This window comes from Fundidesulfovibrio sp. YSD1 (genome assembly GCF_055397115.1).
This window is the reverse complement of the sequence record NZ_AP043666.1, coordinates 3,133,412-3,146,083: the sequence shown is the minus strand read 5'-3', so window position 1 is coordinate 3,146,083 and position 12,672 is coordinate 3,133,412. Positions and strand designations below refer to the sequence as shown.

General features: G+C 67.3%; 11 protein-coding genes. 7 read left to right on the top strand and 4 right to left on the bottom strand.

Annotated elements, in window-relative coordinates; genetic code table 11:
* The first annotated feature begins 5 nt into the window (after positions 1 to 5).
* Both ptsP and smpB read left to right on the top strand, forming a co-directional pair.
* Entirely contained in the window at positions 6 to 1,799 is a 1,794-nt protein-coding gene (gene ptsP, locus ACZ5V4_RS14635) for a phosphoenolpyruvate--protein phosphotransferase (protein ID WP_464315604.1), read from the top strand.
* Positions 1,796 to 2,266, top strand: a complete 471-nt coding sequence (gene smpB / locus ACZ5V4_RS14630) for an SsrA-binding protein SmpB (RefSeq protein WP_464315603.1) — start codon at positions 1,796 to 1,798, stop codon at positions 2,264 to 2,266. Before ptsP ends, smpB begins: the two co-directional genes overlap by 4 nt.
* Positions 2,267 to 2,278: 12 nt before the next feature.
* Here smpB and ACZ5V4_RS14625 read toward each other — a convergent pair whose 3' ends face one another.
* The 3 genes from ACZ5V4_RS14625 to ACZ5V4_RS14615 form a co-directional block, all read right to left on the bottom strand.
* Entirely contained in the window at positions 2,279 to 2,665 is a 387-nt protein-coding gene (locus tag ACZ5V4_RS14625) for a YkgJ family cysteine cluster protein (protein ID WP_464315602.1), read from the bottom strand.
* A 32-nt stretch (positions 2,666 to 2,697) separates the two neighbouring features.
* Entirely contained in the window at positions 2,698 to 3,600 is a 903-nt protein-coding gene (locus tag ACZ5V4_RS14620; RefSeq protein WP_464315601.1) for a sulfite exporter TauE/SafE family protein, read from the bottom strand.
* A gap of 70 nt (positions 3,601 to 3,670) precedes the next feature.
* On the bottom strand, positions 3,671 to 4,093 hold the full coding sequence (locus tag ACZ5V4_RS14615; protein WP_464315600.1) for a universal stress protein: 423 nt from the start codon (positions 4,091 to 4,093) through the stop codon (positions 3,671 to 3,673).
* A 204-nt stretch (positions 4,094 to 4,297) separates the two neighbouring features.
* Here ACZ5V4_RS14615 and ACZ5V4_RS14610 point away from each other — a divergent pair, with 204 nt between their 5' ends.
* From ACZ5V4_RS14610 to secA, 5 genes are all read left to right on the top strand, one after another.
* Positions 4,298 to 5,338, top strand: coding sequence for a TOBE domain-containing protein (locus ACZ5V4_RS14610; protein ID WP_464315599.1), 1,041 nt, complete (start codon positions 4,298 to 4,300; stop codon positions 5,336 to 5,338).
* Positions 5,339 to 5,442: 104 nt separating this feature from the next.
* Positions 5,443 to 6,786, top strand: coding sequence for a dihydrolipoyl dehydrogenase family protein (locus ACZ5V4_RS14605; protein WP_464315598.1), 1,344 nt, complete (start codon positions 5,443 to 5,445; stop codon positions 6,784 to 6,786).
* A gap of 13 nt (positions 6,787 to 6,799) precedes the next feature.
* Positions 6,800 to 8,185: an FAD-binding oxidoreductase gene (locus ACZ5V4_RS14600; RefSeq protein WP_464315597.1), complete on the top strand. Its 1,386-nt coding sequence runs from the start codon at positions 6,800 to 6,802 to the stop codon at positions 8,183 to 8,185.
* A 58-nt stretch (positions 8,186 to 8,243) separates the two neighbouring features.
* Complete coding sequence (locus ACZ5V4_RS14595; protein WP_464315596.1) at positions 8,244 to 9,449, top strand: (Fe-S)-binding protein; 1,206 nt, start codon at positions 8,244 to 8,246, stop codon at positions 9,447 to 9,449.
* Between the two features lie 36 nt (positions 9,450 to 9,485).
* Positions 9,486 to 11,999, top strand: a complete 2,514-nt coding sequence (gene secA / locus ACZ5V4_RS14590; RefSeq protein ID WP_464315595.1) for a preprotein translocase subunit SecA — start codon at positions 9,486 to 9,488, stop codon at positions 11,997 to 11,999.
* 225 nt (positions 12,000 to 12,224) lie between these two features.
* Here the strand turns inward: secA and ACZ5V4_RS14585 are convergent, their stop codons facing one another.
* The gene (locus tag ACZ5V4_RS14585) at positions 12,225 to 12,665 is read right to left on the bottom strand and encodes a hypothetical protein (protein WP_464315594.1); all 441 of its coding nucleotides are present in this window, start codon (positions 12,663 to 12,665) and stop codon (positions 12,225 to 12,227) included.
* Positions 12,666 to 12,672: the final 7 nt, after the last annotated feature.

The following is a 12,672-nucleotide window of genomic DNA, read 5'->3' as shown; positions in this document are numbered from 1 at the left end:
CGCGCATGGCCCTGGCAACTCTCCCCGGCATCCCCATTTCGGCTGGCATCGCCATCGGGAAGGCCTATTTCATCAACCGCTCCGTCCTGGGGCAGGTTCCGCGCCAGTCCCTGGGCGGCGACCCGGCCGAGGTGGACGCCGAGGCCAAGCGCCTGAGCGACGCCTTCGCCCAGGCCAAGGCCGAGCTGGCCGCCATCCGCGAGCGCGTCCCGGCCGAGCTCAAGGAGCACGCCCTGATCATCGACTCGCACCTGATGATCATGAGCGACCCCAAGCTCCAGCTTTCGGCCGTCAACTACGTCGCCTCGCTGAAGATCAACGCCGAATGGGCCCTGGAAAAGGCCCTCGCCGACATCGAGGAGGCCTTCAACGCCCTCGACGACCCCTATTTCCGCGAACGCCTCCAGGACGTGCGCCTGGTGGCCGACCGCGTGCGCGGCCAGCTCATGGGCAAGAAGGTGGACTTCAAGGCCCTGGGCAGCCGCGCCGTGCTCCTGGCCCACGACCTGACCCCGGCCGACACCGTGGAGCTCCAGGTGGACAAGATCATGGGCTTCGCCACGGTGCAGGGCGGCAAGACCTCCCACGCGGGCATCCTGGCCAAGTCCCTGGGCATCCCGGCCGTGGTCGGCGCGGGGGGGCTCGAGGAGAACGTCCAGGACGGCAACCTGGTCATCGTGGACGGGCTCAAGGGCACGGTCATCGTGGAGCCCGACGAGGACGAGCTCGCGCGCTACGGCGACCTCAAGTACCAGTTCGAGTCCTACCGCGCGGGCATCATCAAGAACTGCCACCTGCCCGGCGAGACCCTGGACGGCTACCGCTTCAAGGTGAAGGCCAACATCGAGCTCTACGAGGAGGTCGCCCAGGTCATCGACAACGGCGGCGACGGCATAGGGCTCTTCCGCACCGAGTACACCTACCTGAACCGCACCAGCCTGCCCACCGAGGAGGAGCTCTTCGAGCACTACCTCGACCTGGCCGACATCCTGGCCCCCAGGCGGGTGATCCTGCGCACGCTGGACCTGGGCGCGGACAAGTTCATGGCCCACTTCGGCCGTCTGGAGGAGCAGAACCCGGCCATGGGGCTTCGCGCCGTGCGCTTCTGCCTGCGCCACCGCGAGCTCTTCCGCACCCAGATCCGCGCCATCCTGCGCGCCTCGGTGGTGGGCAACGTCTCCATCATGTTCCCCATGATCTCCGGGCTCAAGGAGCTGCGCCAGTCGCTCAAGCTCCTGCGCGAATGCCAGGCGGAACTCGACCGCGACGGCCTGCCCTACAACACCAGCATGCCCGTGGGCATGATGGTGGAGCTGCCCTCGGCCGTGATGACCGCCGAGATCATGGCCCGCGAGGTGGACTTCTTCTCCATCGGCACCAACGACCTCATCCAGTACTCCCTGGGCATCGACCGAACCAACCGGCACGTGTCCTACCTGTACCAGCCGCTGCACCCGGCCGTGGTGCGCTCCATCAAGCACGTGGTGGACGCCGCGCACCAGGCGGGCATCGAGTGCAACCTCTGCGGCGAGATGGCCTCGGACCCGTTCTGCGTGCCCATCCTCATGGGCATGCAGATCGACGCCATCAGCCTGAACCCGCAGACCATCCCAGGCATCAAGCACATCATCCGCCAGACCACCATGGACGACTGCAAGAAGCTCCTCAAGCAGGTGCTGGACAGCCCCACGGTGGCCAGGACGAACCAACTCGTACGCGAGACAATCTTCCAGAAATTCCCGGACCAGCTGTCGTTCTTCTATTCGCTGCTGGATTCCGAAGAAGGGCCCTCACAGTGAGTTCGAAAGCCGGCGAGGCCGTCAAGATCATCGCCCTCAACAAGAAAGCAAGGCATTTCTACGAGATACTCGGAACCATGGAAGCGGGGATCGCGCTCACCGGCTCCGAGGTCAAGAGCCTGCGCGCGGGCAAGGTCAACTTCAAGGACAGCTACGTGAAGTTCACCGGCAACTTCGAGGCCTTCGTGAGCGGGCTGCACATCAGCCCGTACGAGAACGCGGGCTACGCCCAGCACGAACCGGAACGCGACCGGAAACTGCTTCTGCACGAGCACGAAATCCGCGCCTGGAAAGCCAAGGTGGAACAGAAAGGGCTCACCGTGGTGCCGTTGAAGCTTTATTTAAAGCGCGGCCGCGTGAAGTTGGAAATCGGGCTGGCGCGCGGCAAGAACGTGCACGATAGAAGGGATACGCTGAAGGAAAGGGATCTGGATCGGGAGGCGCAGAGGGAGAGGGAGAGGTATTGATCCGTCCCCCCTCTACCTGAGCTCGAACCTGTACCCGCATCCAGGCAGCAGGTTCTGCCCCAGAAAGTATAAATTAGCTGTGGGATAGTCGCGGCAGAATTCCAGCCTGCCCGCGTAGTCGGCGCATTTGCCGCCATCGAGCATCGTACAGCGAAAGATCAGCGACCCGGCCGCGTCCCGGCCGGTCACCTCGAAGCGCTCGTAGCGTCCGTCGCGCTCCTTCACTTCCTGGAAGTGCCCCATCGACTCGATGAACCCGCCGTCCATCTGGATGCACAGGCTCTCGCAGCACCGCCCGCACTGAAGGCAGCTCCCCGCCACCTCCACCCGCCTGTGCGTCAGGACCGCTCCCGCATAGCGCACCGCTCCAAGAACCGCTTCCGGCGAAAACAGGTTCACGGCAGCCTCCTTGGCCGCGCGGGCCAGGCAAGCTACTTCAGGTAGTCGATGACGTACTTCACCCCCATGAACACGATGCAGGCCGAAAGGATCGTCTTGATGTACTTGGCTGGCACGAGCTTCTGGCAGCGCGCGCCCAGGTACATCCCGGCGAAGCCGCCCAGGCCGAAGAGCAGCCCGAGCGTCCAGTCCGGGGCCACGGCCATCCCGGGGTACCACGGGGCGATCATCTGGTAGAAGGTCACCCCGCACACGGACGTGATCAGCGTGCCCATGAGCGCGGCCCCGGCCACGGCGTGCACGGGCAGGCCGAAGAAGGCCACGAAGAACGGCGCGATGATCGCCCCGCCTCCTATGCCGTAGGTGCCGCCCACGATGCCCACCAAGAAGCACATGAAAAACACGCCCGGGGTGGAGAACCCGTGGGTGACGCCCTGGAAGCAGAACGAGACGCGCGTGAGCGAGAACGCGGTCTCGGTCACCGTGAAGTCCCCGGGGTTGCCGGGCACGGCGCAGGCCGGAGCCTTGGGGGGCGTCTTGCGCAGGTAGGTGTCGTAGACGAGGCGCAGGCCGATGTAGAGCAGCACCAGCGCGGCGAACAGCTTGAAGTCCTTGGCGTCGGGAAGCCAGCGCACCCTGATGTAGGCCCCCAGGAACACGCCCGGCATGGTGCCGATCACCGTGGCCCAGGTGAGCGGCCAGACCATCCGGCGCTCGCGGATGTAGCGGTACACCCCGCTGGGGATGGCCACTATGTTGTAGACCTGGTTCGTGGCGCTGACCGACGGGGAGGTGTAGCCCAGCACGCTCATCTGGAAGGGCAGCAGCAGGAAGGCCCCCGAGACGCCGCCCATGGACGTGAAGAACGAAACGCACAGCGCGACCAGGGGCGGCACGAACACGGACGTCTCCACTCCGGACACGGGGAATTGCATGACTCCCTCCTGCGTTGTTTCGCGCGTCCCGGCCCCGCGTGCCGCCGCGCCCTCGTGAGGCCCCTTTGAACTAACGGACCACGGCCACCGTGCACGGCGAATGGCGCATCACCCGCGAGGCCACCGTGCCCATCACGAAACGCCTGATGCCCTTGCGCCCGTGGCTTCCGAGCACGACCAGGTCCGCCCCGATGCGCTTGGCCTCGTCCAGGATGCCCTCGGCCGCGGTCTGCGCGCAGACCACCAGGGCGTCCATGTCCACGCCCTCGGCCAGGGCGTAGCCCTTGTTGCGCCCGGCGATCTTCTCGGCCTCGCTCACGAGCGCCATCCTGGCCAACCCGGCCATGTCCGGCAGAAGCTCTTCGATCTGCATGAGCCCCTCCACCACCGTGACCGAGGTCAGCCGCGCGCCGTGAAGCTTGGCCTCCCTCACGGCCCAGCGCAGCACCTTTTCGGAAAACACCGAATCGTCCAGGGCCACCAGAATCTCCATACGGCCTCCACCGCCCGCGCCCCCATCCGGGGACGCCTGGCGCACCTTCGGCCCCGCGATTTCCCAATCGCATGCCTCGGCTTTTTTGTCACGAAAAAATTTTTAATCGTGACATTTTTCCGATCCCTGCCCGCCGGACGTTGCCAAACGCCTGCCCGGCGTATAATCTCAGAATCAATGGACAACCTTTAGCAGGTTTTCTCGATGAAAACATCCGCCCGCACCCCGGGGCCGCCTGTGGCCGAAGGGGTGAAACACCTCGACTCCGTGCAACTGGAGGAGTTGACCCGCTGCTTCCGCTCCTGGCGCGACAGCGCTGGAGGGCCGTCCACGCGCCGGGCCAGGGGCCGCGTCTGGCTGGCGTTTCTTGTGCTGCGCACGGCCGGGTCCAAGCTCGGCGAAACCCTGGCCCTGGACGACCGGGAGGACATCGACTTCCGCACGGGCTCCATCCGCTTCAAGAACGAGGACGGCTCGCAGCGCGAGGTGCAGCTTCCCGAAGACGCGATCAAGGAGATCAAGGACTTCGTCACGGACCCATGGAACGCCGGGCTCGGGGGCGAAATCTTCCGCATGGACCAGGGCCACGTGCGCCGCAAGTTCCAGGAGGTCGGCGCGCTCTGCGGCCTGCCCCGGGAGCTCTGCAATCCCACCGTGCTCAGGCGCTCGCGGGCCATCGAGCTTCTGCGCGGCGGCATGCCCGTGAAGGTGGTGCAGAACGTGCTCGGGCTGACCACGGCCAACCTGGTGGCCAACTTCCTCGATTTCTCATCCGACGAGATGAAGCGCATCGTGGAGCGCCAGATCGTCAAGGAGACCTCGCGCAAGACCAGCGCGCGCAACACCTTCTTCGGCAAGGTCACGGCGGTCAGGCGCGGGGACATCCAGTCCGAGGTGGAGCTGACCACGCTGGGCGGCTTCAAGGTCTTGAGCGTGATCACCAACGGAAGCGTGAGGAACATGGGCCTGGCCGTGGGGTCCTACGCCACGGCCATCGTCAAGGCCCCCTGGGTGGTGCTCACCGGGAGGGACGAAGCGGCCGCCACCAGCGCGGGCAACAGGTTCACGGGCGTGGTGAGCGAGGTGATCAAGGGCCGCCTGGCAACGGAAGTGACCGTGACGCTGGAGGACGGCACGCGCATCTGCTCCATTTCGGCCAACGGCGGCGACACCCTGAGTTTTACGCCCGGCGACGCGGCCGGGGTGATGTTCGACGCTTCCTCGGTGATCCTCTTGATCGAGTGACGGTTTCCCCCCACGGCCCGGCAAAACACCCGCAGCGGCTTGTCCGGGAGGCGCAAACCGCGTAGAGGGCGAGGGAAATACCGTCCAGAGCCCCGGGAGGCCCCATGTCCATCCGCTACGACGTGCTCGTCATCGGTTCCGGAGCCGCCGGAGGCTCAGCCGCCCGCATCCTCAAGTCCGGCGGGCTCTCGGTGGCCATGGCCGAGTCCGGCGACTTCGGCGGCACGTGCGCCCTGCGCGGCTGCGAACCCAAGAAGGTCCTGGCCGAGACGGCCCACGCCGTGGCGCGCGTGCGCGAGATGCGCGAGCGAAACGGCGTGCGCGGCGACGTCTCCATCCACTGGCCGGACCTGGCCGCCCTCAAGCAGGGCTACGTGGACTCCGTGCCCCCGCGCGCCGAGAGCTCCTACGAGGCCTCCGGCATCGACCTCTACTACGGCCGGGCGCGCTTCACGGGGCCAGGCACCGTGGACGTGGACGGCGAGGAGATCGAGGCGGGCAAGGTCGTCATCGCCACGGGCTCGAAGCCCAGGCCGCTCACCTTCCCCGGCGTGGAGCACCTCTCCACCAGCGACGACTTCCTGAACCTGAAGACGCTTCCGGAGCGTATCGCCTTCATCGGCGGCGGCTACATCGCCATGGAATTCAGTCACATTGCCGCCATCGCCGGGGCGCGCGTGATGATGGCCGTGCGCGGCGGGCGCTGCCTGAAGCGCTTCGAGCCGGAACTCACCGAGGAGCTCTGCCGGGCCACCCACGCCCTCGGCGTGGAGGTGGTCTACAACTCGCCGCCCCACTCCATCGAGAAGACCGGCTCCGGGCTCTTGCTGCGCGCGGGAATTACCGGCGAGCAGCGCCTGGAGGCGGACATGGTCGTGCACGGCGCGGGCCGCGTGCCCGACCTGGACCCGCTCGACCTCAAGGCCGCAGGGATCGCCGTCAGCGGCGGGCTTCCCGTGCTGGACGAGTTCCTGAAGACCACCAACCCCAATGTCTACGCGGCGGGCGACGCGGCGGGCAGAAGCCAGCTCACGCCCACCGCGACCATGGAGGGCCGCGCGGCGGCGGCCAACATCCTGCACGGCGACCACGTCCGGCCGGACTACTCGCTGGTGCCGAGCGTCACCTTCACCCATCCGCCGCTGGGCGGCGTGGGCCTCACCGAGGAGCAGGCGCGCGCCAAGGGCGTCCCCCACGAGGTCCGGCGCAAGACCGGCCTGACCTGGCCGGAGCTCACGCGCCTCGGCATCCGCCACTCGGGCTACAAGCTCATCCTGGAGCCCGGCGGCGGCAGGCTCCTGGGGCTGTGCTACATGGGCGAGGACGCAGAGGAGGTGGTCAACGCGGCCGCGCTGGTCATGCGCATGGGCTTGACCCGCGACCAGATCATGGACATCCTCTGGGCCTACCCTTCCTTCGGGTACACGCTTCGATACATGCTGTCGTGATGCACAAGGTTCAATGACGCCCCCATCCCTGCCCGCTTCCGTCCTGGCCGAATTGCGCGCGCTCTTCCCCGGGGACGCCCTGCTCACGGGCCCCGAGGAGACGCTCGTCTTCGGCGCGGACGCCAGCCGCAAATCCGCCCCCCCGGCCGTGGTGGTCCGCCCGTCGGAGGTGCGCCAGGTCTCGGAGCTCCTGCGCATCGCCCACGCCGCGCGCGTGCCCGTGTACCCGCGCGGGCGCGGCACCAACGTGGTGGGCGGCTGCGTGCCCCTTTCCGGGGGCATCGTGGTCTGCACATCCAGGCTTGCCCGCATCCTGGACATTTCGGAAAGCGATTTCGTCTGCGAGTGCGAGCCCGGCGTGGTCACGGCGGAGCTCCAGCAGGCCTGCAAGGCCAAGGGGCTCCTCTACGCGCCGGACCCGGCCAGCGCGAAGTTCTCCACCATCGGCGGCAACCTGGCCCAGAACGCGGGCGGCATGCGCGCCGTGAAATACGGCTGCACGCGCGACTGGGTGCTGGGGCTCACCGTGGTGCTGCCCGGCGGCGAGGTGATCCGCACCGGCTCGCGCTGCCACAAGGACGTGGCCGGGCTCGACCTCACGCGGCTCCTCGTGGGCTCGGAAGGCACGCTCGGCTTCATCGCCTCGGCCGTGCTCAAGCTTCTGCCCCTGCCCGAGGCCCAGGCCTCGCTCTTGGCCGTGTTCGACTCCGAGGACGCGGCGCTCACCGCCGCGCGGGCCGTGTTCGCGGCGGGCATTTTGCCCACGGCCATGGAGTTCATGCCCCGGGAGGTGCTCACGGCCCTGGAGGCCATCTCGGACGCGCCCTGGCCGCCAGGCGCGGGCGCCGCGCTCCTGGTGCGCATCGACGGCTCGGCGGACGCGGTGCGCTCTGACCTCGCGAGGCTTTCGCGCGCGGTGGAGCCGGCCAGCCCCTCGCTTCTGCGGGAAGCCCTCACCCCCGAGGACGAGGAAGCCCTCTGGGAGCCGCGCCGCCAGATCAGCCAGGCCGCCTTCCACTACGGCCCGGACAAGCTCTCCGACGACATCGCCGTGCCGCGCGGCAGCGTGGGCGAGGCTGTGCGCCTGATCCGCGGGATCGGCCGGGAGCTCGACCTGACCATCCTGGCCTTCGGCCACCTGGGTGACGGCAACCTGCACGTGAACGTGATGCACGACGCCTCCGACCCGGGCCAGGCCAGGCGGGCCGCCGAGGCAAAAGCGCGCGTGCTGGACTTGACAATCTCGCTCGGCGGCACCATCTCCGGCGAGCACGGCGTGGGCCTGACCAAGCTGCCCTGGATGGAGCGCATGCGCGGGCGCGCCCAGCTTTCGCTCATGGCCTCGGTCAAGGCCGCCTTCGACCCCCACGGCATCATGAACCCGGGCAAGGCCTATTGACGCACCCCGTGCGCCGCGCCGCGAAATCCGGCCGGGCCCCGGCGCCGGCGATCCCACCATGAAACCTTTCGACACCCCCTCCTCGGGCCTTTGCGCCCACAAAAGCCGAGCCCCGGGCGCGGCCAGGCCTTCGTGCGTGCTCTGCGGCAAATGCCTGGAGGCCTGCCCGCTCTTCGCGGCCACCGGGCGCGAGGAGCTTTCGCCCAAGGCCAAGTTCTTGCTGGCCTCCACCCTCGAGGGCCAGCCCTCCGGGCTTTCGGAAAAGGCCGTGGCGGAGCTGGCGGGCAAGTGCCTGGGCTGCGGCAAGTGCGAGAAGGCCTGCCCCTTCGGGCTGTGCGCGCCCGAGATGGTCGCGTCCTTGAAGCAGGCCCACCCCGGACTCGACTCGAAGCTCTGGAGCGCCTGGATGACCAAGGCCGGGGTGCTCTGGCCGTTCATGGTCACGCTCTCGCGCTTCGCCCCGAGGCTCGGCTTCAAGACCTACGACGGCCTGCTGGACGGGCTCAAGGCCATGGCCCCCGGGACCAGGCTCCAGCCGTGGCTTGCGCCCGCGGCCTTCGAGGCTTGCGGTATGGGCCGCAAAGCCGTAGTGTTCCCGGGTTGCGTGGCCACGCACGCGCAGCGCCACTGGACCGGCGCGGCCGAGCGCCTGCTCTCGGGGCTGGGCTACCGGGTAGAACCAGCGCCCGATTTCGCCTGCTGCGGCTGCACGCTGGGCCACGCAGGCCTCAAGCAGGCCCAGCACGCCATGCGCCTGGCCAACGTGAAGGCCTGGCGCGACGCCGGACGCCCCGCCCTCATGAGCTTCTGCGCAACCTGCCGCTGCGGCCTCCGGGCCTACGCCGCAAGCGACCTCGGCTGGGAGCCCGGCGAAACCGAGGCCTGGCTCGCGGGGCTCACCCCCTTCGCCGATTTCGCGGCGCGCGTGCGCTACGAGGTGCTGCCCCAAGCCCCGGCCAGGGTCCACTACCACACGCCCTGCCACGGTTCGGGCGGCGGCCAGGAGCTCGACTTCCTGCGCGCGGCCCTGGGCGGGCGGCTCGTGGCCAAATCCGCCAAGAACCTCTGCTGCGGCTTCGGCGGATCACTCAAGCTCTCGGCCCCCGAGCTTTCCTCGCAGGTGGCCGGGCGCTGCATCGATTTTTATGGACCGGAACCCGGCGAGCAGATACTCACCGGTTGCTCGGGCTGCGTCATCCAGCTGCGCTCGCACGCCCCCAAAGGGGTCGGCGTGGGGCACTGGCTGGAGATCATCGGCATCTGATCCGCCTCAGGCCCGGGTTCGACTCAAGGAGACTCCATGTTCGCAAGCATCCTCAAGGTGATCGTCGGTTCGAAGAACGATCGCTATCTGAAAAGCCTCACGCCCACGGTCGACAAGATCAACTCCCTCGAAGCCGGGATCCAGGCTCTGGACCAGGGCGCCATGCAGACCCGCGTGGCCGAGCTCATGCAGGAGGCGGCCAACGGCGGCGCCCTGGACGACATGCTCCCCGAGACCTTCGCCCTGGTGCGCGAGGCGGGCAAGCGCACCCTGGACATGCGCCACTTCGACGTGCAGCTCATCGGCGGCATGGTCCTGCACCAGGGCAAGATCGCCGAGATGAAGACCGGCGAAGGCAAGACCCTGGTGGCCACCCTGCCCGCCGTCCTCAACGCCCTCTCGGGCAAGGGCGTGCACCTGATCACGGTCAACGATTACCTGGCCAAGCGCGACGCAGCCTGGATGGGCCAGATCTACAACTACCTGGGCCTGACCGTGGGCACCATCGTGCACGGCCTCACCGACGAGGAGCGCCAGGCGGCCTACGGCTCGCACATCACCTACGGCACCAACAACGAGTTCGGCTTCGACTACCTGCGCGACAACATGAAGTTCTACAAGGAGCAGCTGGTCCAGCGCGAGCTCAACTTCGCCATCGTGGACGAGGTGGACTCCATCCTCATCGACGAGGCGCGCACGCCGCTCATCATCTCGGGCCCGGCCGAGGAATCCACGGCCATGTACGCCCGGGTCAGCGCGCTCATCCCCATGCTCAAGCGCGACGCCCACTTCACCGTGGACGAGAAGGCCCGCACCATCATGCTCTCCGACGAGGGCGTGGCCCGCTGCGAGGAGATCTTCAAGGTCGAGAACCTCTACGACCCGGCCAACATCTCGCTGCAGCACCACGTGCTCCAGGGCCTGCGCGCCCACCATCTCTACGCCCGCGACGTGGACTACATCGTCAAGGACGGCCAGGTGGTCATCGTGGACGAGTTCACCGGCCGCCTCATGCCCGGGCGGCGCTACTCCGACGGCCTGCACCAGTCGCTGGAGGCCAAGGAGGGCGTGAAGGTGGAGAGCGAGAACCAGACGCTCGCCTCCATCACCTTCCAGAACTACTTCCGCATGTACAAGAAGCTCTCGGGCATGACCGGCACAGCCGACACCGAGGCCGTGGAGTTCAGGCAGATCTACGGGCTGGAAGTGGCCGTGATCCCCACGCACCGCCCCATGGTGCGCCTGGACCACCCGGACATGATCTACAAGACCCAGAAGGAGAAGTTCGAGGCCATCGTGGAGGACCTCAAGGCCCTGAACAAAAAAGGCCAGCCCGTGCTGGTGGGCACCATCTCCATCGAGAAGTCCGAGCTTCTTTCCCAGATGCTGAAAAAGGCGGGCGTGCCCCACGACGTGCTGAACGCCAAGCAGCACGAGCGCGAGGCCCAGATAGTGGCCGAGGCGGGCCACAAGGGCCGCGTGACCATCGCCACCAACATGGCCGGCCGCGGCACGGACATCAAGCTGGGCGAGGGCGTGCGCGAACTGGGCGGCCTCTTCATCCTGGGCACGGAGCGCCACGAGTCGCGGCGCATCGACAACCAGTTGCGCGGCCGCTCCGGCCGCCAGGGCGACCCCGGCGAGTCGCGCTTCTACCTGGCCCTGGACGACGACCTCATGCGTCTGTTCGGCTCCGACCGCCTGAAGGGCATCATGGAGCGCCTGGGCATGCAGGAGGGCGAGGCCATCGAGAACCGCATGGTCTCGAAAGCCATCGAGAACGCCCAGAAGCGCGTGGAAGGCCACAACTTCGAGATCCGCAAGCAGCTCCTGGACTTCGACAACGTCATGAACCAGCAGCGCGAGGTCATCTATTCGCGCCGCCGCCACTACATGTACACGGAGAACCCGCAGGAAGACCTGCTGGACTTCATCGACGACCAGCTGGAAGACATCTACATGCCTCTGGGGCTCTCCAAGCACGAGCCCGACCAGGAGACCCTGGAGATCGCCAGGGCGCGGCTGGAGGAGACCTTCAACGTCAGGCTCGAATCCGATCAGCCCATGCCCCCCAAGGAGGAGCTGCGCAACGCCATCGTGGGCCGTTTCGAGGCCCTGAAGGCCGCCGCTCCCGGGCACTACGAAGAGATCCTGCGCTACTTCCTGCTGGAAGCCCTGGACAAGCACTGGAAGGAACACCTCCTGAACATGGACCACCTGCGCGACGGCATCGGCCTGCGCGGCTACGGCCAGAAAGACCCCAAGCAGGAGTACAAGCGCGAGGGCTTCGAGATGTTCCAGGGGCTCCTGTCCATGATCGCCGAGAGCACCGTGCGCCAGCTCTCCAGGCTCCAGATCAGGGCCGAGGTGCGCGAGGAGGAGTTCACGCACAAGCAGTCCGCCTCGGACCTGCAGTACCAGGGCGCGGACGACGGCACGGAGAAGAAGGCCAAGCCGGTCAAGCGCGCCGAGCCCAAGGTCGGGCGCAACGACCCCTGCCCCTGCGGCAGCGGCAAGAAGTACAAGAAGTGCTGCGGCGCCAAGAAGTAAGCTGACGCGCGGGGCCTGGCCCCGGCATGGAAAATATCAGTGCGGCCCGCTCCACGAGGTTTTCGTGGAGCGGGCCGCACTGCGTTTCGGGCGTGAAGCCGCCACAGGTGACGGGCCAAGCGAAGGGCACAGGCCCAGGCTAAACTTATGGATGAATATGGGTGCGGATATGGGTGCACGGCCCGGAGCGCTCCGAGTGGGCGCGGCCTCGCCGTCCTCCCCCCGTCAGGAGCTCGCCTCGCCGAAGCTCAGCGCGTTGCCCACCGACGAGAGGAATATCCGCATCTCGTACAGGAAAAGGCCGATCTTGCTCGAGAACGCCGGGACGGTCTCGTGCTCCTTCAGGGCCTTGCCCCTGGCCCAGACGTTGTACAGCTGAAGGCGGTTCTTGGCGATGAAGCAGACCGTACCCTCCTCGAAACGGCGGGCGTGCTTCCTCTCCACGCAGACCACGGCCTCCCTGGGCGAGCCGTGCCCCTTGGGGCGTTGCACCACCTCGCCCACGACCGTCTTGTCGAGATAGAGCGTCGTTGGCATGTGCTTCACGTCCCTGTCGAAGACCAGCGTGAACGTGACGCAGTCCTTGGGCGCGGACGCGTGCGCCTCGGTCCTGAACGCCAAGCTGTCCAGGGACAGGAGGATCATGGCGTAGAAAAGTATGAACATCGCTTAC

Excerpts from the sequence above, each read along its gene's own strand:
- ptsP (WP_464315604.1), top strand. The coding sequence starts at position 6 with ATGGCCCTGGCAACTCTCCCCGGCATCCCCATTTCGGCTGGCATCGCC.
- ACZ5V4_RS14620 (WP_464315601.1), bottom strand. The coding sequence starts at position 3,600 with ATGCAATTCCCCGTGTCCGGAGTGGAGACGTCCGTGTTCGTGCCGCCC.
- ACZ5V4_RS14615 (WP_464315600.1), bottom strand. The coding sequence starts at position 4,093 with ATGGAGATTCTGGTGGCCCTGGACGATTCGGTGTTTTCCGAAAAGGTG.
- ACZ5V4_RS14610 (WP_464315599.1), top strand. The coding sequence starts at position 4,298 with ATGAAAACATCCGCCCGCACCCCGGGGCCGCCTGTGGCCGAAGGGGTG.
- ACZ5V4_RS14605 (WP_464315598.1), top strand. The coding sequence starts at position 5,443 with ATGTCCATCCGCTACGACGTGCTCGTCATCGGTTCCGGAGCCGCCGGA.
- ACZ5V4_RS14600 (WP_464315597.1), top strand. The coding sequence starts at position 6,800 with ATGACGCCCCCATCCCTGCCCGCTTCCGTCCTGGCCGAATTGCGCGCG.
- ACZ5V4_RS14595 (WP_464315596.1), top strand. The coding sequence starts at position 8,244 with ATGAAACCTTTCGACACCCCCTCCTCGGGCCTTTGCGCCCACAAAAGC.
- secA (WP_464315595.1), top strand. The coding sequence starts at position 9,486 with ATGTTCGCAAGCATCCTCAAGGTGATCGTCGGTTCGAAGAACGATCGC.
- ACZ5V4_RS14585 (WP_464315594.1), bottom strand. The coding sequence starts at position 12,665 with ATGTTCATACTTTTCTACGCCATGATCCTCCTGTCCCTGGACAGCTTG.